Origin of the sequence: Paraburkholderia sp. A1RI_3L (genome assembly GCF_048957895.1) — a bacterium.
Classification (GTDB): domain Bacteria; phylum Pseudomonadota; class Gammaproteobacteria; order Burkholderiales; family Burkholderiaceae; genus Paraburkholderia; species Paraburkholderia kururiensis.
Genome location: NZ_JARCHA010000002.1, coordinates 226,541 through 249,221 on the forward strand (window position 1 = coordinate 226,541; position 22,681 = coordinate 249,221).

The 22,681-nt window shown below is 63.3% G+C and carries 19 protein-coding genes and 3 tRNA genes; 8 read left to right on the forward strand and 14 right to left on the reverse strand.

All coding sequences use genetic code 11. The features are described from left to right. Window positions 1-56: 56 nt before the first annotated feature. From PXJ20_RS07095 to PXJ20_RS07105, 3 genes are all read left to right on the forward strand, one after another. Window positions 57-740, forward strand: coding sequence for an SCO family protein (locus PXJ20_RS07095; protein WP_421029642.1), 684 nt, complete (start codon window positions 57-59; stop codon window positions 738-740). Window positions 741-905: 165 nt separating this feature from the next. Next, complete coding sequence (locus PXJ20_RS07100; protein WP_233425735.1) at window positions 906-1,298, forward strand: copper chaperone PCu(A)C; 393 nt, start codon at window positions 906-908, stop codon at window positions 1,296-1,298. Window positions 1,299-1,322: 24 nt separating this feature from the next. Next, the gene (locus PXJ20_RS07105; RefSeq protein WP_421029643.1) at window positions 1,323-2,252 is read left to right on the forward strand and encodes a cytochrome c oxidase assembly protein; all 930 of its coding nucleotides are present in this window, start codon (window positions 1,323-1,325) and stop codon (window positions 2,250-2,252) included. A gap of 34 nt (window positions 2,253-2,286) precedes the next feature. On the opposite strand, the gene PXJ20_RS07110 is transcribed toward PXJ20_RS07105, so the two are convergent. The 3 genes from PXJ20_RS07110 to PXJ20_RS07120 all read right to left on the reverse strand — a co-directional run bounded on the left by PXJ20_RS07110 (window position 2,287) and on the right by PXJ20_RS07120 (window position 6,531). Continuing rightward, window positions 2,287-2,808: a GNAT family N-acetyltransferase gene (locus PXJ20_RS07110; protein WP_421029644.1), complete on the reverse strand. Its 522-nt coding sequence runs from the start codon at window positions 2,806-2,808 to the stop codon at window positions 2,287-2,289. Window positions 2,809-2,920: 112 nt separating this feature from the next. After that, window positions 2,921-3,940 (reverse strand): alpha/beta hydrolase family protein, encoded by a 1,020-nt coding sequence (locus PXJ20_RS07115; protein ID WP_421029645.1) that lies wholly within the window; start codon window positions 3,938-3,940, stop codon window positions 2,921-2,923. 971 nt (window positions 3,941-4,911) lie between these two features. Then, window positions 4,912-6,531 carry a hypothetical protein gene (locus PXJ20_RS07120; RefSeq protein WP_421029646.1) on the reverse strand — a complete coding sequence of 540 codons (1,620 nt, stop codon included), beginning with the start codon at window positions 6,529-6,531 and terminating at the stop codon, window positions 4,912-4,914. A 918-nt stretch (window positions 6,532-7,449) separates the two neighbouring features. Between PXJ20_RS07120 and PXJ20_RS07125 the strand changes: the two genes are divergently transcribed. Together PXJ20_RS07125 and PXJ20_RS07130 are read left to right on the forward strand one after the other, a co-directional pair. After that, on the forward strand, window positions 7,450-7,764 hold the full coding sequence (locus tag PXJ20_RS07125; protein ID WP_421029647.1) for a hypothetical protein: 315 nt from the start codon (window positions 7,450-7,452) through the stop codon (window positions 7,762-7,764). Window positions 7,765-7,788: 24 nt separating this feature from the next. After that, window positions 7,789-8,915, forward strand: a protein-coding gene (locus PXJ20_RS07130) for an IS3 family transposase (protein ID WP_421029648.1) whose coding sequence is annotated in 2 segments (ribosomal slippage) — window positions 7,789-8,029 and window positions 8,029-8,915 — 1,128 coding nt in all. Because the reading frame shifts where the segments join, the coding sequence is not laid out codon by codon here. A gap of 391 nt (window positions 8,916-9,306) precedes the next feature. Here the strand turns inward: PXJ20_RS07130 and PXJ20_RS07135 are convergent. The 5 genes from PXJ20_RS07135 to uvrC all read right to left on the reverse strand — a co-directional run bounded on the left by PXJ20_RS07135 (window position 9,307) and on the right by uvrC (window position 12,809). Beyond that, a tRNA-Cys gene (locus PXJ20_RS07135) sits at window positions 9,307-9,380 on the reverse strand. Window positions 9,381-9,495: 115 nt separating this feature from the next. After that, window positions 9,496-9,571: transfer RNA gene (locus tag PXJ20_RS07140), tRNA-Gly, on the reverse strand. A 60-nt stretch (window positions 9,572-9,631) separates the two neighbouring features. Next, a tRNA-Gly gene (locus PXJ20_RS07145) sits at window positions 9,632-9,707 on the reverse strand. A gap of 161 nt (window positions 9,708-9,868) precedes the next feature. Next, on the reverse strand, window positions 9,869-10,462 hold the full coding sequence (pgsA, locus tag PXJ20_RS07150; RefSeq protein WP_017774689.1) for a CDP-diacylglycerol--glycerol-3-phosphate 3-phosphatidyltransferase: 594 nt from the start codon (window positions 10,460-10,462) through the stop codon (window positions 9,869-9,871). A 136-nt stretch (window positions 10,463-10,598) separates the two neighbouring features. Then, on the reverse strand, window positions 10,599-12,809 hold the full coding sequence (uvrC, locus tag PXJ20_RS07155; RefSeq protein ID WP_421029649.1) for an excinuclease ABC subunit UvrC: 2,211 nt from the start codon (window positions 12,807-12,809) through the stop codon (window positions 10,599-10,601). 155 nt (window positions 12,810-12,964) lie between these two features. Between uvrC and earP the strand changes: the two genes are divergently transcribed. The 3 genes from earP (at window position 12,965) to PXJ20_RS07170 (ending at window position 16,892) form a co-directional block, all read left to right on the forward strand. After that, window positions 12,965-14,167: an elongation factor P maturation arginine rhamnosyltransferase EarP gene (gene earP, locus PXJ20_RS07160; RefSeq protein WP_421029650.1), complete on the forward strand. Its 1,203-nt coding sequence runs from the start codon at window positions 12,965-12,967 to the stop codon at window positions 14,165-14,167. Window positions 14,168-14,284: 117 nt separating this feature from the next. After that, on the forward strand, window positions 14,285-14,842 hold the full coding sequence (gene efp, locus PXJ20_RS07165) for an elongation factor P (protein ID WP_017774686.1): 558 nt from the start codon (window positions 14,285-14,287) through the stop codon (window positions 14,840-14,842). A 667-nt stretch (window positions 14,843-15,509) separates the two neighbouring features. Continuing rightward, window positions 15,510-16,892: a sigma-54-dependent transcriptional regulator gene (locus tag PXJ20_RS07170; protein WP_421029651.1), complete on the forward strand. Its 1,383-nt coding sequence runs from the start codon at window positions 15,510-15,512 to the stop codon at window positions 16,890-16,892. Window positions 16,893-16,914: 22 nt separating this feature from the next. Here PXJ20_RS07170 and nagZ read toward each other — a convergent pair whose 3' ends face one another. The 6 genes from nagZ to rnc all read right to left on the reverse strand — a co-directional run bounded on the left by nagZ (window position 16,915) and on the right by rnc (window position 22,638). Next, a complete protein-coding gene (gene nagZ / locus PXJ20_RS07175; RefSeq protein ID WP_421029652.1) occupies window positions 16,915-17,943 on the reverse strand; it encodes a beta-N-acetylhexosaminidase in 1,029 nt (342 codons plus the stop codon). Between the two features lie 52 nt (window positions 17,944-17,995). Beyond that, on the reverse strand, window positions 17,996-18,436 hold the full coding sequence (gene acpS, locus PXJ20_RS07180) for a holo-ACP synthase (RefSeq protein WP_421029653.1): 441 nt from the start codon (window positions 18,434-18,436) through the stop codon (window positions 17,996-17,998). Between the two features lie 72 nt (window positions 18,437-18,508). Then, the gene (pdxJ, locus tag PXJ20_RS07185; protein WP_421029654.1) at window positions 18,509-19,273 is read right to left on the reverse strand and encodes a pyridoxine 5'-phosphate synthase; all 765 of its coding nucleotides are present in this window, start codon (window positions 19,271-19,273) and stop codon (window positions 18,509-18,511) included. Continuing rightward, window positions 19,270-20,259 carry a DNA repair protein RecO gene (gene recO, locus PXJ20_RS07190; protein ID WP_421029655.1) on the reverse strand — a complete coding sequence of 330 codons (990 nt, stop codon included), beginning with the start codon at window positions 20,257-20,259 and terminating at the stop codon, window positions 19,270-19,272. Before recO ends, pdxJ begins: the two co-directional genes overlap by 4 nt. Continuing rightward, window positions 20,246-21,109, reverse strand: coding sequence for a GTPase Era (era, locus tag PXJ20_RS07195; RefSeq protein WP_017774680.1), 864 nt, complete (start codon window positions 21,107-21,109; stop codon window positions 20,246-20,248). Before era ends, recO begins: the two co-directional genes overlap by 14 nt. A 98-nt stretch (window positions 21,110-21,207) precedes the next feature. Continuing rightward, the gene (gene rnc / locus PXJ20_RS07200; RefSeq protein WP_421029656.1) at window positions 21,208-22,638 is read right to left on the reverse strand and encodes a ribonuclease III; all 1,431 of its coding nucleotides are present in this window, start codon (window positions 22,636-22,638) and stop codon (window positions 21,208-21,210) included. Window positions 22,639-22,681: the final 43 nt, after the last annotated feature.

The following is a 22,681-nucleotide window of genomic DNA, read 5'->3' on the forward strand; positions in this document are numbered from 1 at the left end:
GGCCAAGGCCGGACAACTGCCGCGGCGCACTGAAGATCGAACTTCCGGACAAGCCTTTGTTCCCCATCTTTGCACCTCGAAACAAACTGGACGCCAACCGCCGCCCAGGTTCTCTGCCCCAGCCGCCCCGCCGGCCGCCGCGCCGGTACAGAGTCGTAGCATCTCTCGTGCTCGCTGCGGCGCTCGCAGGTCTCGCTGCGTGCTCGCACGACAACGAGCCGTGGCAGCTCACGAATGTGAGCGGGCATCTGCCCGACCTCACGTTTTCGCTGACCGGCGACGACGGCCGGCCCACGTCCGCGCAGGCATTCCGCGGACAAACGGTGCTCCTGTACTTCGGCTACACGCACTGCCCCGATGTCTGCCCCGAGACGATGGCGCGGCTCATGCAGGTGATCGGCAAGCTGGGCCCCGATGCGCAGAAAGTGCGCATTCTGTTCGTGACCGTGGATCCGGCCCGCGACACGGCGCGCGCGCTGCACGACTACGTCGGCGCCTTCGATGCCGAGCACGCACGCGGCCTCACCGGCACCGACGGCCAGATCGAATCCCTCGCGCAGCGTTACCGCGTGGCCTACCAGATGGAAAAGCGCGATCCCAACGGCGACTACGAGGTCACGCACAGTTCCGCGGTCTACGTGTTCGATGCGCAAGGGCACGCCCGGCTCATCGCCACCGATCAGGACTCGCCCGATGCCATCGCCCACGACGTGCGGCGCGTGATCGAGTCCACGTCGTAGCCAGCCCCGGTTCTGCCTTCGCTCCGTTCCCGTTCAACTCAACTGAAGCCCACTCATTTGCCTGCTCACTTCGCCATGTCGATCCGCCATTCATTGCTCGCTTCCCACGCTCGCGCCGCCACGTTTGCCGCGCTGCTCGCGGCCGTCTTCATCGGCGCCCCGGCCATGGCCATGGCAGCCGACGCTCACGCCGTCACCGCGCGCGACGCCTGGGTGCGCTGGCTACCCAACAACCTGCCGGCGGCCGGCTACGTCACGCTTGCCAACGACGGCGACAAGCCGGTCGACCTCGTCGGCATCTCGAGCGACGACTACGGCAGCGCGATGCTGCACCAAACGGTGTCGAACGGCTCGACCCAAAAGATGGTGATGGTCGACAAGCTGACGGTGCCCGCGCACGGTTCGGTAGCGATCGCACCGGGCGGCTATCACCTCATGCTCGAGGACGCCTCGCACAAGATCATGCCGGGCAGCACCGTGCATCTGAAGCTGAAGTTCTCGGACGGCGAAACGCTCGACACCGCGTTTCCGGTGAAGCCACCCGCGGGCGTGCAGTGAACGGCAGGCTCGGCTGACATCGTGATGAATCTGCTCTACTGGCTCGAACCCTGGGAGCCGTCGCCGACGGTCGTGATCGCCATCGCCGTCGCGGCGGTGCTCTTCGTGCGCGGGCAGCGCAAGGCCCACGTGTCGTTCGCGCGCCGCTTGTCGTTCTGGCTCGGCCTAACCGGGCTCTACGTCGCGCTGCATACGCGGCTCGACTACTTCTTCGAGCACGAGTTTTTCATGCACCGCGCGCAGCATCTCGTGCTGCATCACCTCGGGCCGTTCTTCATTGCCCTTGCCTACCCGGGCGCGGCTTTGCGTGCCGGCATTCCGTTCGCGTGGCGGCAGCGCTTCGTGCGACCGGCGCTCGCAGCGCGCCCCGTGCGGGCCGTCGTGGACGTCTTGATGCATCCGGTCGTCGCGGTCGTGCTGTTCGTGGGGCTCATCTATTTCTGGCTGCTCTCGCCGATCCATTTCATGGCGATGCTCGACTGGCGGCTCTATCGCGTCATGAACTGGAGCATGGTGATCGACGGCCTGATGTTCTGGTGGCTCGTGCTCGACTCGCGGCCCGCGCCGCCCGCGCGGCTCTCGCCGGGGCGGCGCGTGCTGATCGTGATTGCCGCGATTCCGCCGCAGATCGTGCTCGGCGCGTTCATCTTCTTTTCGCCGCGCGAGCTTTATCCGATCTACTCGATCTGCGGACGCGCATTCACGTGGCTCAGCCCGCTGCGCGACCAGCAGATCGGCGGGCTGCTGCTGTGGATTCCGGGATCGATGATGAGCGTGCTTGGCGCCGTGCTCGCCCTGCGGCACTGGATGCGGCTATCAGCGCGTGCGCGGCTGCGCGAGGAGCGAGTCGGGATGGCGCCGGTAGCGGCGCGTCATGACGGCGACGTCGGCGGCGGCATCACCGGCAAGCAAGCCGGCGCGGCGAGCGGAAAGACGGCGAAAAGCAGCGCCTGAAAGTCGCGACGCGAGGCAACGGCAAGCGATGCGCTCAAGCCGCAGAGCGCATCCAGACGTGCGGAATGCCGTCTTCCTCGTGAATCTCGGAGATCGGCTCGAAGCCGAAGGCGCCATAGAACTTCTGCAGATGCGCCTGCGCGTGCAGGCGAATCGGCACGCCCGGCCACTGCACGCGAATATGAAAGAGCGCACGGTCCAGCATCGCGTTGCCGAGCTTGATGCCGCGAAACGGCGCCGTCGTGAGCACCCGGCCGATGCGGACGTCGGGGTCGGACGCATCGGGCAACAGCACGCGCAGATAACCGGCAAGCTTCGGACGACCGCCCTTCGCGGTGCCGTCCGCTGCGTCGTTCGCCTTGGCGCTGTAGGCAAAGAGGTGCCATGCGGTGGTATCGAGACCATCGATGTCGCCGTACAGACAGTTCTGCTCCATCACGAATACCGCCGCGCGGGCGGCCAGCATGTCGTAGACCTCGACGGTCGTGAGGTCGTCGAACGCTTTCCAGCGCCATTCGACATGCGCAAACTCGGGGATGCTTGGTTGCTCGGTCATGGGACGTTCGTCACGCTGCGGGAATACGCGATTATGCCGCGCTCACCGGGCGATGGGCAGAGCCACCTGGGCGCCGCGTTGCACACACCGGATTCGCCACGCGCGGCGCCGGCTAGAGGTGCTCGCGCAAGAAGCTGACCACCTCGTGCTCGATTTGCCGATGAATCTGCGCTCGATCGACGCCTGGCGCGTCCTGGCACACCATGGGCTGATCGAGCGCAATCGAGTCGGGACAAGGATCGATGAAGACGAAGTGATTGCCGGGCACGACCTCCATTTGCGGCCTCGGCTGCAAGCCGGTCGCAACGGCAAGTGCATTGACCGCGCTGCCAAGATAGGCGTCGTTTTGCGGACGATAGAGCAGCGTGGGCACACGCACGGCGGAAAGCGCCGACGCATCGAACATGACCGCCAGCGGATCCATTAGCACGAGCGCCTTTACGCGGCGGTCGAGAGGCGGCTTCCACGCCGCGAGTTCGGGCGTGATGCCGGCGGCCGATTCTGCGACAGGCGTGGTCCCGCCCTGCGCGACGCGACGCGGACATGAGCCGGGATCGTCGTGCGTCGAGCAGTACGCGACTGCGGCCCGGAAGTCTGGTTTCGCTCCCGCGAGGATCAACGCGGTGTAGCCGCCGGCCGAGAAGCCGATCATGCCGATACGGTTTTCGTCGACGCTCGCCGAGAACCGTGGATCCGCCAGGATGGCATTGAGCGACGCCTCAGCTTGCCGCGGACGATCGATCAAGATGCGCGACTGTGTCGGCGCCGGCGGCGAGCCGTAAGCATCGCCCACGTGCGTTGGGAGAATGACGATGAATCCGGCACGCGCAAGCGCGGTCGCCAGCTCACGATGGCTCAGCGGACCGCCGCGCCGGCCATGCGAGAGCAGCACGACGGGAAAACGCCTGTCCGCGATGGGCGCGGCATTGCGCGTGGCCTCGATCAGGAACGGCCCCGCTTGCCAGGCGGTTTCGCGATCGCGGGTGGGATAGAAGACAACAGTGTCGATCGGCGCGGTTTGATCGGCGACAGTCAGGCGGATGACGCCTGCATTGAAGCTCGGCGCATCGGTCTGCGCCCGAGCCGCGCACGCGAACGCAATAAACAGCACGACGGTCACTATCCAGCGCATGGCGTGGCTCCTCGCACGTCGCTCGAAATGAGCGTGGGCGAAGAAGCATAGCAAAGGCGGTTGGGGATGGGCGCATGAGCCCGCGCGCAGTGGCCCGGAAAAAAGAAAAGCCCTGACGGATCAGGGCTTTCTATCTGGAGGCGCGAGCCGGAGTCGAACCGGCCTACACGGCTTTGCAGGCCGTCACGACTTACACAAAATCAATCACTTATATATATTAACCACCAAAATTAGCCACCTTACCAAGGCAGTAGCCGCAGATCCCGTTTTAGAACGGGATGTCGATTTCCATTGAATTCTCCAAATCAACTAAATAAATGATCTGCGAGGCGCACAGCGCCAACAGGTACTCGGTGACTTCTAACGTCGCCTTGCCGCCGTTCGCCCCGCCATGTCCCACCCCGTCTCCACCGCTCCTAAACGCATAAACACCGGTAATCGTCTGGCAGATAACTATCGCTTTGTAGAACAGCCATTGAGACGAAGGGGGCGCTTCATCGCCAAACGTATCGAATCTGGAGCAGCTTCCTCGACGCCTCAAGGCGAACACCGCGGACGAGAGGATGAGGCAACCGGCGCGCTTGTCGGAAAGTGATTAGATTGTAGATCGGCTGTGGGAGGGATGCCGGGAGGGCACCGGCAATTCCGCCTGTGCACCAGAAGCAGCGCTGAGTATCCCGCGTCGAACCTTTCTCGATAGGCTGCACCAGAACACCGTCGATCGTGCGCGGCAAGAACGCAATGTGAGCGCAGAGTACGCGAAGTAGAATTCACGAAAGGCATCTACTTGCCCTTAACGCTGAAGGCGCCTAGATGATGTCAAGGCGCGTTTGCAGCGCAGATTTTCCGTAGTTGCCCCCGGGACGGTGACGAGAACGATTCGCCCACTGAATGGCTTTTTTCAAAAGAAGAGAGCGATTACCGCATTGCCAGTGCAGGCCACTAGGTTAACGGCCCCAAGCCCTACGGCGTCACGTACGCTTATCGTCGGCGCTGGGCCGCGTCGTCGCCTTGTTGTTATCGAAAACATCAACGGTGTACGGGCCAACTTGATGAATCTCGCTGGGCTCGCCAAACGTGGCGACCACCTGTTCTTGGCTAAATTTCGGTTCGATCTGCCGGTTTTCAACCACAACGAATTTGCGCCCTGGATTCGACATAAGTGGCTTTTCCGGCGTGCTGGATATCCAAACGAGAGGCGTTAACTTGCCGTTCGGCCCAGGAGCGAGCGCATTGACTGTAGTCTGACCGTGAGTCAACACAGTCACGATTCCGGCGCTCCAATATGGGCCATACCCATCCTTTAGATCGTGTGCCGTCAGCCATGCAGCGAGCTGCTGTTGCTCGCCGTTAGCGAAACGGTGTTGGTCGGTCGAATTCACGAATCCACAGACTATGGACACCACCGAGCTGGCCGCAATGACGCCGACAGCACCTTGATCCATTCTCACGCGTGGTAACGACATCGACACCAGGATCGCTCCAAAGACGTATACGGGCAGCAAGTATCGGGACGTCGCCAAATTGATAGGCAGCGTGCTGAAGAGATTCGCCGCGATAACTAACAAGATTGCCCAGAATAGTGCCTGTGTGATCGGCTGCTGATCAGTCGGCTCAGCGCCGAGTACTGAGCGCATGATCGGCCTCGCAAGTTTCGAAACGACAAAGCACAAGAGCAGCACAATCGGTAAGCGGATTAGCGCCGGCAGGGGGCCACTGGCGAGGAACGGAACTATATCTAGCACCGGGCTCACAGGCTTCCCGAAGAAATCTGCCCCGAACAACCCAAGAATGCCCTGCACGACCAATGAAACGTTCTTCCCCACTAGGTCGAACATGACGAATCCAGCCGGCATCGGGATGATACTGAAACCGCCAGCATGACCGATCAGGACTAGGCCAACCTTCCCTGCGATCACCGCACCGCTGGTCAGCGCACCTAGGGCGCCACGGCGACGCCAGTCCATGCGACGAGCCGACAGGCAGGTGAGCAACACAGGCGCCGCACAGAAATACGGGGAGAACGGGTCGCCGAGCGTCATTAAGGCGACGAGGAGAAAATAAGAACACGCTGCAAGACGTTCGATACGCCTTGAGACGAGGAAGCGTTGAGCCAGTACGAACGCGATCAGCGCGTAGACGATCGATCCGATATGGATCGGGGCAACGGTGATCAACGCCGCCACCGGCCCGTTAAATACCTGGGGCAGACCAAGTATCACGAAGGCACACAGCGCGTGGAAGAAGCGAGTTTCCTTCGCTGAATACTTGGCGACCACGGCGCACGACAGAAGAACAACCATTGCCCAGATAAGAGCGGGCGTAATAACAAGAATTGTGGGTGATTTTCCAAACACAATGGATTGTGCGCCGAACAGCAATAAGTCTATGCCGTAGAACGTGCTAACCGGCTCAACCCACCCCCGCAAGAGCCAGTTTCCGTGAACCATATCGTAGGCCGACAGCAACGGGTTCGCCTCGTCGGATGAGTGCGCAAACAGGTGAAAAATTTTGTAGTAAGCGATCGCCAGGACAAGCAGGCATACGATCGCAACAGCCAGCGATTTAGCCCGTGAAGATTCCGTTTGCATGAATTATTCTCATCTTTTAGCTAACCGCCGAAGCGATTAGCCGCGATAGTGTTCGTGTTGTTGAGAAGCTTAGGGGCAGATATGTGAGAGAAAGGATGGCTTCCCATGCGCCAAGGATGATGGCAACCGCTACGATCACGGCAACAACGTTCACGAAGGCTGATTGCCTTCGCGCAGTAACGTCAATCCGCGGGTTCACCGCGTCTGTCAGGATGCCCCGAGCGTCGCGCACGAGGTCTTCTTTTATCTTCACGGTAGTCTCTACCGATTAACTTACTACGCCCAATTTTGAGGCAGCCATTATGAGATAGGCTCACTGAACCGTCTACAACGATCCGGCTCAATCTTACCATGTCGTGGAACAATGGCATTCTCGCGTCAAGACTCTAGAAGAGTCCGCCTGTCTGGGTGCCGGGCTCCCAGTTCGTAATCACCAGCTCGCGACTCGTCGACGGCCCACCAGATTGAGTGTTATTGACGCTGTAGGTGGCAGGGCCTCGGCTGATTCACTGGCCAACTCAGTGGAAAGGCGGCCGGGTTCATGCGCGAACATTTTCCCGGTCGCCCTGTCTTTTCCCGTGCCGCGAAGCACGGTCAAAGTAACTTTTATGCTCCCCGCATAGCGCCGCGACAAGCGCTGGTGGCCACTCGCATCCCTTTAAAAGCCAGAATGATTAGCCCAGACGGGAAATCGCACTAAACGCGAACTATCCGCTCCAAGAGGTCCGCTATAATCGTCGCCCACCGCAATCCTTACATTTCATTACGGCGATGATTTCTAGAGACGACGTGATTTCAGCGTACCGAATAATCCTGAGACGCTCCCCGGAGAGCGAGAGTGTCATCGACCATTGGATGTCGCGGTGCGAGTTTCCAGAGCAGCTCATCTCCAGCATTCTCGGATCGACCGAGTTTCGATTGAGCGTCTACCGTCGCGCCCTTCCCGAATCTGAACCACGTCTTTCTGCCCGTGAAATTGCCGAGCGTTTCGGCGTATATCCAGAATCTAATCTGGTGCGCTGGCTGCGAGACTATCCGACGATCGAGGGCATGGTGTTGCCGAGCGCTGCCTATATGTCGGCGGCGCTCGCACAGTTGCAGGCGCGACAAAATCTGAGCGGCAATATCGCTGAGATCGGTGTCTACCACGGCAAGCATCTGGCCGGTCTGGCGACTTCGCTCAAAAACGGTGAAAATGACCTGCTCCCCGCGTTTAGTACGGTGACGGTGTAGAGTCCGTTCCAGAGAGGAACGGCAATGAAAAAGCGATTCACCGAAGAACAAATCATCGGCATCTTGAAGGAAGCCGAGGCTGGCCTGAAGCCGGCGGAGCTGTGCCGCAAGTACGGCATATCGGAAGCGACCTACTACAACTGGAAAGCGAAGTTCGGCGGGATGACGGTCTCCGAAGCGCAGCGCCTGAAGGAACTGGAGCAGGAGAACAACAAGCTCAAGCGCCTGTTGGCCGAATCAATGCTCGACAACGCCGCGCTGAAGGACCTGCTGGCCCGAAAGTAGCAAGCCCGCAGGCCAGGCGCGAAGCGGTCCGGATATTGATGACCGAACGCGCCATGGGTGTTACCCGGGCCTGCGGGCTGGTAGGGATTTCGCGCTCGCTGTTTCACTACGAATCACGCCGCCGGGTTGAGGACGAAGCGCTGACTGGCCGGATGATGGCCATCGCTGCGCAGAAGCGCCGTTACGGCTATCGCCGGATTCACGTGCTGTTGCAGCGGGATGGCTGCCTGGCCAACCACAAGCGCATCTGGCGCCTGTACAGCAAGGCGGGACTGAGTGTGCCTAAGCGGCGACGCAAGCGTATTGCGGCTGTCGAGCGCACGCCGCTTCCGGTACCAACAGGCCCGAATCAGAGCTGGTCGCTGGACTTCGTTTCTGACGGGCTGGCCTATGGTCGGCGGTTTCGATGCCTGAACGTGGTCGACGACTACACACGCGAGTGCCTGGCCATCGAGGTCGATACTTCATTGCGGGGCCTACGCGTGCAGCAAGTGCTCGAGCGGCTCAGGGAGATGCGAGGCTTACCCGCATCCATCACGGTCGACAACGGGCCGGAGTTCGCTGGTAAGGCGCTGGATGCATGGGCCTACGAAGCCGGTGTCACGCTGTCGTTCATCCGGCCTGGCAAGCCGGTGGAGAATGCCTATATCGAGAGCTTCAACGGGCGGTTCCGCGATGAATGCCTGAACGAGCACTGGTTCGTCTCAATGCGCCACGCCAGGCGGCTGATTGAGGAATGGCGTATCGAGTACAACACCGAGCGGCCTCATAGTTCACTCGACTATCTGACGCCCGTGCAGTTCGCCCGGGCGTACGACGCCAGGCAGCAGTTTTTAACCTCGGACTCTAACTGCAGTTCGGACTAAAACCGGGGGCAGGTCATCCTCTATGGTGACTATCTGGTCCTTTTGGGCGATGAGCTCTTCAGGAAGGATGCCAGCGTCGAGCAGTTGCTCTAAACGGGCAACGTACGCGTCGCCCTCTTCTTCGGTCTGGAATGTGAGGTGAGGGAAAGTGGCTTTGGGAGAACGCCCTTGCGGCGAATAATGTATTCCCACGTCCCTGATGGACGTCTTCTCTTTGTCGACATAGCCCCGTGGACTCAATTCGCGACGACGGCCAAAGAGCCGATCGTCGCGTGGTTGAGCGTGATTCTTGAGTGGTTACAGAGGGCTTTTTACCACTTCAGAGCGCGTATTTCCAACAATGGAAACGATCAGAAAAAAGAAAAGCCCTGACGGATCAGGGCTTTCTATCTGGAGGCGCGAGCCGGAGTCGAACCGGCCTACACGGCTTTGCAGGCCGCTGCATAACCGCTTTGCTATCGCGCCAGAAGCGGACTGCCGGCCCGGATCGAACAGGGTGCGCCTGAAACGGCCCGGCAGATTTGTGCGGCAGCCTTCCGGCCTGCCAAACAAAAAGGGAAGCGCAGCTTCCCCGTGTATCTGGAGCGGGAGACGAGTCTCGAACTCGCGACCTCAACCTTGGCAAGGTTGCGCTCTACCAACTGAGCTACTCCCGCATGGTCCTGCTTGCAACGCTTTCGGAACCGACACAACCGCAAAACGCCGCATCGAAAATCTGGAGCGGGAGACGAGTCTCGAACTCGCGACCTCAACCTTGGCAAGGTTGCGCTCTACCAACTGAGCTACTCCCGCGTTTTGCTGCTTTTTGCCGCCTTCTTAAAGCAACTCCGGTGTTCAGAACCGCGTGCACCGGAGAGATGAGATTATGTATAAGCCGCTGAAACGTGTCAAGCCCCACGCAAGTTTTTCCTCTTTGAAGCGGCGGCATCACGCAAGGTCGGTCCCTCGCCGGTTCAGGCCCGCCCACCGCGCTCGCGAATCTGCGGCCACGCGAGCTTCATGTAATAAAGCATCGACCAGATGGTCAACACGGCAGCCACGTAGATGAGCCACAGGCCCCACACGCGCGTGTCGAGCACGAAGCCGCCGCCCAGCGGCACAGGCCCGTAAAGCAGCAGCATCGGGATCGCGACCATCTGGCACGCGGTCTTGAACTTGCCGAGCTGATTCACGGCCACGCTCTTCGACGCACCGATCTGCGCCATCCACTCGCGCAATGCCGAGATAGCGATTTCCCGACCCACGATCACGAGTGCAATGGCCGCGTCGAGACGCAACAGCTGCACGAGCACGAGCAGCGCCGCCGTTACCATCAGCTTGTCCGCCACCGGGTCGAGAAACGCGCCGAACGACGACGTCTGATTCCATTTGCGCGCCAGATAGCCGTCGAACCAGTCTGTCAGCGCCGCCAGAATGAAAATGGCCGCTGCCGCCAGATTGCGATGCGCGGGGCTCATCATCATGTCCGGCAGGTAGAACACGCCGACGAACAGCGGAATCAGCACGATCCGCAGCCACGTCAGAAAGATCGGGAAATTGAACGGCATCGGCGGGCGCCATCTGTCAAGGGAGTTGCAATTGTGCCGTGTCGTCGCACCCGCTACAAGCAAAGCCCGGCGAGCCCGCAAGGCCCAGCGCAGGACGCGACGAAACGGCAAGGCGGCTGGATAGCACCGCGGCGCCTCAGTGAAGCTGCTGATAGATCTGCTCCGCAAGCGAGCGCGAGATGCCCTCCACGCTCGCGAGGTCGTCCACGCTCGCCGCCATGACGCCACGAAGGCCGCCAAACCGCGCGAGCAGCCGCTGCCGGCGCTTCGCCCCCACGCCTTCGAGTTCTTCGAGCCGCGAGGTCTGCCGCGTCTTGCTGCGTTTGGCGCGCATGCCCGTAATGGCGAAGCGGTGCGCTTCGTCGCGGATCTGCGCGACCAGCATCAGCGCCGCGCTTTCCTTGCCGAGTTCCAGCGGGGCGCGGCCGTCCGCGAAGACGAGCGTTTCGAGACCCACCTTGCGGCCTTCGCCCTTCGCCACGCCCACCAGCATGCCGCGATCGAGCCCGAGTTCAGTGAACACCTGGCGCGCAATCTCGACTTGCCCCTTACCGCCGTCGATCAGCACGATGTTCGGCAGCGTCCCGCCCGCCGCAGCCGGCTCCGCCACGTCGCCACCCGCGCTCGCGGCCTCTTCGGATTGCAGCGTTCCGGCTTCGTCGGCGGCATTCTGCGCGGCCTGCGCGACCATCTTTTCGTAGCGGCGCGTCAGGACCTGGCGCATGGCGGCATAGTCGTCGCCTGGCGTAATGCCCGTGATGTTGTAGCGCCGGTATTCGCCCGACTGCATCTTGTGGTGGTGATAGACCACGCACGATGCCTGCGTGGCTTCGCCCATGGTGTGGCTGATGTCGAAGCATTCGATTCGCAGGTGCGCGAGGTCGTCGAATTCGAGGCTCAGCGTATCGGCAAGCGCGCGCGTACGCGCCTGCTGCGAGCCTTGTTCGGAGAGCAGGCGCGCGAGCGCGAGCTGCGCGTTCTGCTCGGCCATCGTGAGCCAGGCGCGCTTCTGGCCCTGCGGCTGACGCAGCACGGTCACCTTGTGACCTGACTGCTCCATGAGCAGGTTGACGAGTTCGCTGTTGGCGGGCGGATGGCTCACGACCAGCACCGGCGGCACGCGATTGCCGAGGTAATGCTGCGCAATGAAGGCATCGAGCACTTCCGATTCGATCGCGACGCTGCGGCCTGTTCTCGCGGCGTCGGCCCCTTCTTCGTCGTCGCTCTCCGGCGCAAGGGCTTCGGCGAGCGCGAGGGGGTCGTCGGCGAAATTCGGGGCGCCGGCTTCGCTGTGGGCCCCCTTCCCGGCGGCATCGGCTTCAGCGGCGCTCGCGTCTGCCGCGGCCTCATCGTCGTTCTGGCGCAGGATCACGGCGCGGGCATCGGCCTCGCCCTCCGCGCGCTCCCCCCTGTCTTGCCCATCCGCGACCACTTCGGACTCGTCGCCCACGCCGCCTTCGTCTGCCGTGAGCGCGCTTTCCACGTGCGCGGGAAAATACGCCTTGTCGCCCAGATGCCGGCCGCCGCGCACCATCGCCAGATTCACGCAAACGCGGCCGCCTTGCGCGACCACGGCGAGGATGTCGACGTCGCTGTCACCGCCGGTCTCGATGGCCTGCTGATGCAGCACCGTCGAGAGCGAACTCATCTGGTTGCGCACCGCCGCGGCCTGCTCGAACTTCAGCTCGGCCGCGAAGGCGTGCATCTTCTGCTCGAGTTCCTTCATCACCTCGGTCTGCCGCCCGAGCAGGAAGCGCGAGGCGTTCTGCACGTCGCGCGCGTAATCCTCTTCGCTGATCGCGCCCACGCAAGGCGCGGAGCAGCGCTCGATCTGATGCAGCAGGCACGGTCGCGTGCGGTTGTTGAACACCGAGTCTTCGCAGGTGCGCAGCTGGAAGACGCGCTGCAGGATCTGGATGCTCTCGCGCACCGCCCATGCGCTCGGGAACGGCCCGAAGTACTGGTTCTTGCGATCGACAGCGCCGCGGTAGTACGCCATGCGCGGATACGCGTGGCCCGTGAGCTTGAGGTACGGATACGACTTGTCGTCGCGAAACAGGATGTTGTAGCGCGGCGCGAGCGCCTTGATCAGATTGTTTTCGAGCAGCAGCGCTTCGGCCTCGGAACGCGTCACCGTGGTTTCGACGCGCGCGATGCGCGTCACCATCATCGCGATGCGCGGCGACAGCAGCGTCTTCGTGAAGTAGCTCGACACGCGCTTCTTCAGGTCGCGCGCCTTGCCTACGTACAGCACGGCGCCGGCGGTGTCGTAATAACGGTAGACCCCGGGCAGATGCGGCAGCTGCGCCAGTACTTTTTTCGGTTCGAAGTCTTCGGATTCGGTCATGCAGAAACGGGCGACGCCGCGCTTGCACGCGGGCCACCTCGATGGCTGATGTGCTTTAGAATCGCCAGTTTAGAACATTCCACGCGCGTCCGAATCGCGGCGCGGGCAAGCGCTCGAGGCGCCGCGCCACGCTGCGCAATGTGCACGCCGACGCCATGCCTGCTTCGTCCTTCTCTTCCCGTCCCGGCATGCATCCCTCCGGTACAGCGACAGCCATCGCCTGCGACATCTTCTGCGCCGTCATCGACAACTTCGGCGACATCGGCGTCAGCTGGCGGCTCGCGCGCCAGCTCGCGCACGAGCACGGCTGGCAGGTGCGCGTGTTCGTGGACGACCTGCATGCGTTCCAGAAACTCTGTCCGGCACTGGATCTCGACAAGTCACGGCAAACGGTAGACGGCATTGCCGTGGAGCACTGGCACACGCCCACGCACGCGGGCGACGTGCTCGAGATCGCCGACGTGGTGATCGAGGCGTTCGCCTGCGAACTGCCGCCCGTGTACGTCGCGGCTATGGCGCGGCGCGAACGCAAGCCCGTGTGGCTCAATCTCGAATATCTGAGCGCGGAAGACTGGGTGGCGGAGTTTCATCTGCGGCCATCGCCACACCCGCGCTATGCGCTCACGAAGACGTTTTTCTTTCCGGGGCTCGGCGCCGGCACGGGCGGCGTGCTGAAAGAACATGATCTCGACGCCCGGCGCGCGGCGTTCGAAGCCTCCGCACAGGCGCGCGCCGACTGGTGGCAACGCGCGACCGGCGGCCCGCCGCCGGCCGAAGGCACTACCGTGGTCTCTCTCTTCGCCTACGAAAACCCCGCCGTGGACGCTTTGCTCGCCCAGTGGCGCGACAGCGCGGCACCCATCGTGCTGCTCGTCCCCGAAGGCCGGATCTCCGGGGCCGTGGCCCGCTTTTTCGGGGTCGGGTCGTTTGGCGCGCAAACGCATGCAAGCATGGGGGCGCTCACGGCATATGGCCTCGCGTTCACTGACCAAAACGGCTACGACAACCTGCTATGGGCCAGCGACATCAACTTCGTGCGCGGCGAGGACTCGTTCGTGCGCGCGCAGTGGGCGGCGCGTCCGTTCGTCTGGCACATCTACCCGCAAGCCGACGACGCTCATCTGCCCAAGCTCGACGCCGCCCTCGCCCACTACACCCGCACGCTGCCCGGCGCGGCACGCGCGTCGCTCGCGCGGTTCTGGCATGCGTGGAACGGCAACGGCGTGCCCGACTGGGCCGATTTCGAACGCCACCGCGTGCAATTCGCGGCCCGTGCGGTGGAATGGGCGAGCGAGCTTGCGCGGGTGGGCGACCTCGCCGCGAATCTGGCCGGATTTGCAAAAAGTCAGCTAAAATAAGCGGTTACCCGTGAACGCGCATCCCCGGGTAGGCGCAGCATGCAGCGCGAACCCGCCCAGGGTCGTATGCCGTAGAAAATATTCGAAGCGATTTAAATTTTTGGACAGGACAGTTTTATGAAGATTGCACAGGAACTCCGCACCGGCAACGTCGTGATGATCGGTAGCGACGCGATGGTCGTGCAGAAGGCCGAATACAACAAGTCGGGCCGCAACGCCGCCGTCGTGAAGATGAAATTCAAGAACCTGCTGACGGGCGCAGGCATGGAATCGGTGTACAAAGCCGACGACAAGTTCGACGTCGTCGTGCTGGATCGCAAGGAAGTGACGTACTCGTACTTCGCCGACCCGATGTACGTGTTCATGGACGCCGACTACAACCAGTACGAAGTAGAAGCCGAGATGATGGGCGACGCGCTCAACTACCTCCAGGACGGCATGGCGTGCGAAGTCGTGTTCTACAACGACAAGGCCATCTCGGTCGAACTGCCCACCACGCTCGTGCGCGAGATCGTCTATACGGAGCCGGCAGTCAAGGGCGACACGTCCTCGGGCAAGGTGCTGAAGACCGCGAAGCTGAACACGGGCTTCGAACTGCAAGTGCCGCTCTTCTGCAACATCGGCGACAAGATCGAAATCGACACGCGTACGAACGAGTACCGCAGCCGCGCCTGAGGCAAGCCCCACTCGGCGCACACGACTTACTCGCTGCAGGAAAGCGCCGCGGCACAGTCTGCGGCCGCGACGAAATAAAGCGCCCCCAGGGAATAAAGCGCCCTTTTGGGCGCTTTTTCTTTTTCCGTCGACCGTGTATGTTTGGGAAAACTTTACCGCTTTTGCACGTCATTCCGCGCCCTCTCCGGCACACAGACCGTCGCGGTGCCGCGCAGCACGGGGCTTGATCCAGACGTCACAGGATGGCACGTTCCCTGCTTTAAACGACGCGAGTCTTTGGGGAGCCGCATCCCCATTCTCGAGGTTCAGGAGACGTGCCATAAACAACGACGTCACAGCAGGCAAGTAGAAGCGCTTCACGGGCAAAGATCCGCGAAGGAGCGCCGCGCGAAGTGCGCCAGTTTTTCGACACAGACGAAGACTGGCGACCGTAACACCGTAACGCTCGAGGCGCCCGGAAACAGGCACCAGCCCCGTGAGGTTGGTCCGGAGGCACTCCGCAGGACGCGGCATGCAAGAGCCGCGCGGCGCCCGCAGGCGTTTTCGACAAGGACCGAATGACAAAGACAACGAACGCGTCGAATCGCGACCGCCGCCGGCTCACGTCAGAGCGGCAGCAACGCGACGTCGCCCTACGCATCCCAATATCTGCAACTTGCGCTCCGCCATGCCACACGCCCTGATTGTCGAAGACGATCCCAACAGCCTGTCCGGCCTCTCTGCCATCCTCGCGGCAGACGGTTTTTCTGTGGATACCGCGGCCACGCTTGCCGAGGCACGCAGCGCGCTCGCGCGGTTCATCCCCGACGTCGTGCTCGTCGACCTGAATCTGCCCGACGGCAGTGGTCTCGACCTGCTCCAGCACCTGCCTGCGCAACCGCCCGGCGGCGCGTTGCCCGTGATCGTGATGACCGGCAACGCGACAGTGGAAAGCGCCATCGAAGGCTTGCGGCATGGCATCTGGGACTATCTGCTCAAGCCCGTCAACATTCCGCGTCTGCGCAGCCTGCTCGCGCGTATTCCGCGTCCTTATGAACTGACGGAGGAAGTGCGCACGCTGCGCGCCACGCTGCGGCAGATGGGCCGCTTCGGCCGCATGATCGGGCACAGCACGGCCATCCAGCACGTCTACGACGCCATCGAGCAAATTGCCCCTACCGAGGCCGCCGTGCTCATCAGTGGCGAAGCGGGTACCGGCAAGGAGATCGCAGCACGCACGCTGCACGAGATGAGCCGCCGCCGCAAAGGGCCGTTCGTGGTGTTCGACACCCGCAAGGCGGCCGCCCAAGAAGAGGGACGCCTGCTCGAGAGCCTGCTCTTCGGGCACGAGCGCGGCGCGTTTAGCGGCGCCGAGCAACGCGAACCCGGACTCGTCGATCAGGCAAGCGGCGGCACGCTGTTCATCGACGAACTCGCCGACCTGCCGCGCGCGCAACAGGAAGCGCTGCTGCACGCGCTCGATTCGCAGACCTTCATGCGCGTAGGCGGCACGAGCAAGGTGGGGACCGATTTCCGGCTCGTGGCAGCCACCCGCACGGTGCCGCGCAATGCGGTGACCGAAGGCCGGCTGCACGAAGACCTGTGGCTGCGCCTCGATGCCGCAGCGCTCGCGCTCCCGCCGCTGCGCGAACGCGAAGACGACGCCGCACTTTTCGCGCAGGCATTCGTCGACGAACTGAACCAGGAAACGCACGCGCGAGGCCTCACGGGCACCACGCGGCTGATCTCGCCCGAATTCGTCCGCGAGTGTCTCTCGTACGAGTGGCCCGGCAACGTGCGCGAACTGCAGGAGCGCGTGCGGCGGGCGTATCACGCGTCGGGCGAAGTGCTGGAGACGTTGCGCGCAGACGAGACCGGCAGCGGCGGCATGCGCGACATCAACGGTGGCCGTGTCCAGGTGACGGTCGGCACGCCGCTCGCGGATGTCGAAGAAATGCTGATTCGCGCAACGCTGGACGCGGTGGGCGGAACGCGACATCGCGCCGCATCGCTGCTCGGAATCAGTCCCAAGACGCTCTACAACAAGCTGCAGCGCATGCGGCTCAATTGAGGGACAAACTAGAGCCCGGAACTCAGCCCAGGGCGCTGCGCAGCAGCGCCTGCGCGCGCTGATAGGCAGGCTGGCTCGCGAGCCTGTTCCATTCCAGCGCCTTGCCGCGCGGGCGCATCGCCTTGATGCGCTGCCGGGACGCCTTCGACGGCTCAAACGCCAGCGCATCCAATACCTTGCCCGCCTCCTCCGGCTGATTGCAGATCAGCACCATGTCGCAGCCCGCGCCGAGCGCGGCGGTGGCCGCCTCGGTCAGCGTGCCGCCCTGGCGCGCGGCTTCCATCGAAAGATCGTCGCTGAAGATGGCGCCGGTGAAGCCCAGCTTGCCGCGCAGGATGTCCTGCAGCCACACGCGCGAGAAGCCGGCGGGTTTGTCGTCCACCTGCGGATAGATGACGTGCGCGGGGATCACGGATTGCAGCGCGAGACCCAGCCAGTCGTAAGGCTTCACGTCCTCGGCAAGGATAGCGTCGAGGGGTCGATCGTCGACGGGCACCGCCACATGCGAATCCGCCACGGCGAAGCCGTGTCCCGGAAAATGCTTGCCGCAGTTCGCCATGCCGGCGAGCGCGAGACCGTGATTGAGGCTCTTGGCGAGCAGCGCGACGACGCGCGGATCGCGATGGAACGCGCGGTCGCCGATCACCTTCGAGTGGCCGTAGTCGAGATCGAGCACCGGCGTGAAGCTCATGTCGATGCCGCACGCGCGCAGCTCCGAGGCGAGGATGTAGCCGACTGCCGTCGCAACCTTCGTCGCATGCAGCACGTCCTTGTCCCATAGCTCGCCGAGCCGGCCCATGGCGGGGAGCACCGTGAAGCCGTCGGTGCGAAAGCGCTGCACGCGTCCGCCCTCGTGGTCCACGGCGATCAGGATGTCCTCGCGCACGTTGCGGATCGCGTCAGTCAACGCGACGAGCTGGGCGCGGCTTTCGAAGTGACGCGCGAAGAGAATCACGCCGCCCGTCATCGGATGGGCGAGGCGGCGCAGGTCGGCGTCGGTCAGCGTCTTGCCGGCGACGTCGAGCATCACCGGGCGGGGTCTGGTTTTCATCGGATCGGGAAAAGTGGTGGAAAGAGCGCGGAGCGTGCCGCGCATTCAGGAATCATGCGGCCGGGCCGGAGCGGGTCTCAATGCTGCCGTCGCTGCTGCCATCGACCTCGGCGATCACGAACGACACGGCGTAGTCGTGCTCGTCGCTGATGGTCACGCGCGCGGTGATGCGGCGCGCGGCGAGCCACTCGGCGAGTTCGCCTGACGTCACCACGACGGGCTTGCCGCTCGGCTCATTGAGCGTCTGCATCGCGCGCCATGTCATGGGCCAGTGCATGCCGAGACCGATCGCCTTCGAGAACGCTTCTTTGGCCGAAAACCGCGTGGCGAGAAACGCGAGCCCGCGCACCTGCGAGCGCGCATTGCGCGCGTGGTAGACGCGCAGTTCGTCGGGCCCGAGCACCTTCTCCGCGAAGCGCCCATTGGTGCGCGTCATCACCACCTCGACGCGGCTCACCTGAACGATGTCTGTGCCGATGCCGTAGATCGCCATGGAAGTTGTTTGTGTGTCGTCTGCGCCAGGGATGGGATGGCCAATCGCGAAGGTTGCGAAGATCGCGGCGGATCAGCCGCGCGCACCGAGCCGCGCGGCGACCATGATCGCCTTCATCTCGCGCACGGCGTTCTCCCAGCCGGCGAAAACCGCGTGCGCCACGATCGCGTGACCGATGTTGAGTTCGGCAATGCCGTCGATCGCGGCGATCTGCTGCACATTGGTGTAGTGCAGGCCGTGTCCGGCGTTGACCTTGAGACCCAGGCCCATACCGAACTCGACGCCGCGCACGACGCGCTCGTATTCGCGCTGCTGCTCGCCGGCATCGTGCGCTTCGGCATAACGGCCGGTGTGCAGTTCGATCACCGGCGCACCGGCTTCGTGAGCGGCGCGGATCTGCGTCTCGTCGGCGTCGATGAAGAGCGACACGCGAATGCCCACGTCCGCAAGCTGGCGGCACGCGGCGCGCACCGCCTCGAACTGACCCGCGACGTCGAGGCCGCCTTCGGTCGTCAGCTCCTGGCGCTTCTCGGGGACGAGACAGGCGTCGTGCGGCTTCACGTCGCACGCGATGTCGAGCATTTCCGCCGTGACGGCGCATTCGAGGTTCATGCGCGTCTTCAGCTGCGGGCGCAGTGCGCGCACGTCGGCGTCCACGATGTGGCGGCGGTCCTCGCGCAGGTGCAACGTGATGGCGTCGGCGCCCGCCTCTTCAGCCGCGAGCGCGGCGCGGATCGGATCGGGATACGACGTGCCGCGCGCATTGCGCAGCGTGGCGACGTGGTCGATGTTGACGCCCAGCTCGATGACGTTCGGCGAGGTGAGAAAGAAGCTCATAGGTTTTGCAGGTCGATCAGGATCTGACGAGTGGCCAGCGGCGCGCCGCCAAGGTAGGTATTGAGCAGGAAACGCATCAGCGTCTTGCTTTGCGCGACGGTCTGCGGACGATGGTAATCGTCCTCTTCCATATCGAGCAATGTCTGGCCCGCAATGATGGGCCATTGCGCGGGCAGGTCGTCGGACGCTTCGCGCACGCCGCGCTCCGGGTCGAACACGTAGCGGCCCTCGGCCAGCACGGGCTTGCGCGACGCGGTCTTGTCGAGCGACATCGCATAGCCGGTCTCGCGCAGCAGCACGCGCTCGAAGGAGCGCAGCACCTGCACGGCAGGTTCGTCGTGCGCAAGGCGCGTGAGCGTGACGACGTAGTGATGAAACAGCTGGGGGTGCGGATCTTCGCGCGCGCAGAACTTCACGAGCAGTTCGTTCACGTAGAAGCCGCACAGGAGCGCGTCGCCCGCGAGCGGCAACATGCCGCCCACCCATTCGGCCGTCGTAAGCGTGCGGACCTCGCCTTTGCCGGTCCACGAGAGCGAGAGCGGCTGGAACGTCTGAAGCACCCCGCGCAGCGCCGAATGCGGACGCTTGGCGCCCTTGGCGACAAGGGCGAGACGGCCATGGTCGCGCGAGAGCACGTCGATGATCAGGCTGGTTTCGCGATAGGGATAGCTGTGCAGCACGAAGGCGGGCTGCTCGGCGATTCGATACTGCGGGGTGGGCGGCGACGGCGCACGGGGTGCGCGGCGCGTGGAGGGTCGGCTTCGTTCGCCGCTCACGCGGCTCGAGGCGGCGCGGGTGCTGCTTTCATTGCCCGCGTCTTCATGCGTGTCGTGCGCCAACTCGCTCGCCGCCTTGACGGCGGCGCTTGCCTTGCGGCCGCGCGGCGCACGCGGGGCGGTTTCAGTGGCTTCGGCCTCGTCGGGATCGATGGGGTCGACGGGATTGACGCGCGGGTCGAGCGTCATCCATCCGTCATTCGTACCCATACGCCCGCAGCCCGGCTTCATTGTCGGCCCAACCGCTCTTCACCTTGACGAAGGTCTCCAGGTAGACCGGGCCGTCGAACAGCTTTTCCATGTCGAGGCGCGCTTCCGTGCTGATCTGCTTAAGCTTGGCGCCCTTCTGGCCGATCACCATCGCCTTGTGTCCGTCGCGCTCGACGAGAATGGTCGCGAAGATGCGGCGCAGCCGCCCTTCGGTTTCGAACTTGTCGATGAGCACCGTGCTCGTGTACGGCAACTCGTCGCCGGTCCAGCGGAACACTTTCTCGCGCAGAATTTCGGCGGCAAGAAAACGCTCGCTGCGATCGGTCAGATCGTCTTCGCCATAGATGGGCTCGCCTTCGGGCAGATACGGCTTGATCGTGGCGAGCAGGCGCTTGATGTCGTCCGGATTCTTCGCGGAAAGCGGCACGATTTCCTTGAACTCCCGCAGCGCGTTCATCTGCTGGAAGAAGGGAAAGAGCGTGTTCTTGTCCGAGACGCGATCGAGCTTGTTGGCAATCAGCAAGGTGGGCGCGGAAGGCGGAATCAGGTCGAGCACCTTCTGGTCGTCAGGGCCGAAGCGGCCTGCCTCGATGACGAACAGCACGGCGTCCACCGAACTCAGCGTCGACGTAACGGCGCGGTTCAGCGAGCGGTTGAGCGCGGAGCTGTGGCGGGTCTGGAAACCGGGCGTATCGACGAAGATGTACTGCGCGTCGTCGATCGTGTTGATGCCCGTGATGCGATGGCGCGTGGTCTGCGCCTTGCGCGACGTGATGCTGATCTTCTGTCCGACCAGCGCGTTCATCAGCGTCGATTTACCGACGTTCGGGCGGCCGACGATCGCGACCATGCCGCAGCGAAAACCGGAAGACGAGGAGGAAAGAGGAGCATTCATGGTCGGATGACAGCGGATTTCACCAACGTGCGGCGCACGCTGGCGACATTGTTTCAGTGGCCGGCGTCCGCGGCGCGGACGGGTACGGCGCCGGGGGCCACGACTGCGTCTTCGGACGTGCCGGACGACGCATCGCGAGCACGCAGTGCAACGGACTTCTCCGCGAGCGGACGCGCGCCGGACGATGCGTCATTACGCTCGCCGGAGCGATCGATGCTATGGACCGTGGCTTCGGCGCGATCTGCGGCGGCCTTGATGGCCGGGGTGCCCGACGTAGTCGCCGCAGCACCAGCAGATTCGGATTTTTCGGCAGAACGGTCGGCACGCGATTCAGGACGATCGGATTTCTCGGAGCGACTGCGTTCCGCAGAAGCTGACTCGACCTTCTCAGCGCTGTGCTCTTCCTTCGATTGCGCTTTTTCGGCGCTCTTCTCGGGCGCCTTGTCCTGGAGCTTTTCGGCGCCTCGCTCGGACGTTCTTTCTGTGGCTTTCTCAGTGCTTTTTTCAGCCGGCTTTTCGGGCGTTCTCTCCTGGCCTTGCGTCGAGCCGACGTGGGCGGCACGAATCACGGCCAGCGGCGCGGCAGGCGGCACGGCGCCCGACGCCACAGGAGACGCCGAAGGCGCACGCTCGGCCGCCGGCTCGGCGGTGGCCGCGGTCTTTTCCGCGACACGTGCCGCGCGATCCGGACGGCGCTCCGGTGCGCGCAGATCCAGCGCGGCCTGCACACCTGTCACCCCCGGCACCACTTCCTGTTCCGCCTTGGCCGCACGCGAATTCTTCGAGCGCTTCGGTTTCGTCGCGAGCGCAGGCGCCACGGCCATTACCTCTTCCAGCGCCTTCTTGGCCGCGGCCTGCTCAGCCGCGCGCCGGCTCGCGCCGGAGCCTGACACTTTCACGTCGAGCTTCGGAACCGTGCATTCCACTTCAAACTGCTGATTGTGCGCCGCACCATGCGTGGCGACCACGGTATAGGTGGGCAGCGCGATCTTGTGACCTTGCAGGTATTCCTGCAGCAGCGTCTTCGAATCCTTGCCGAGCGTACGAGGATCGATATGGTCGAGAATCGGCACGTACAGGCGCTTGATGACGGTCTGGGCGGCATCGAAGCCACCGTCGAGAAAGACCGCGCCGAAGACCGCCTCCAGCGCATCCGCCAGAATGGACGGGCGACGGAAACCACCGCTTCGCAGTTCGCCTTCCCCTAGCCGCAGGCTTTCCGAGATATTGAGGGCCTGAGCAATTTCATACAGCGACTGCTGCTTCACGAGATTGGCCCGCACACGCGACAGGTCGCCTTCGTCCAGTTTGCTGAAACGCTGGAACAAAAGGGCAGCCACCGCGCAATTCAGAACGGAATCGCCCAGAAATTCGAGCCGTTCATTATGCGTGGCACTGTGACTGCGGTGGGTTAAAGCCTGGCGCAATAATTCCGCATTACGAAATTCATAGCGCAAGCGGCTTTCCAGCGGAGATAGGGGCATGGGCAGAGTATAACGCGCCGGCCTGCCCCGGCGAACACACGGG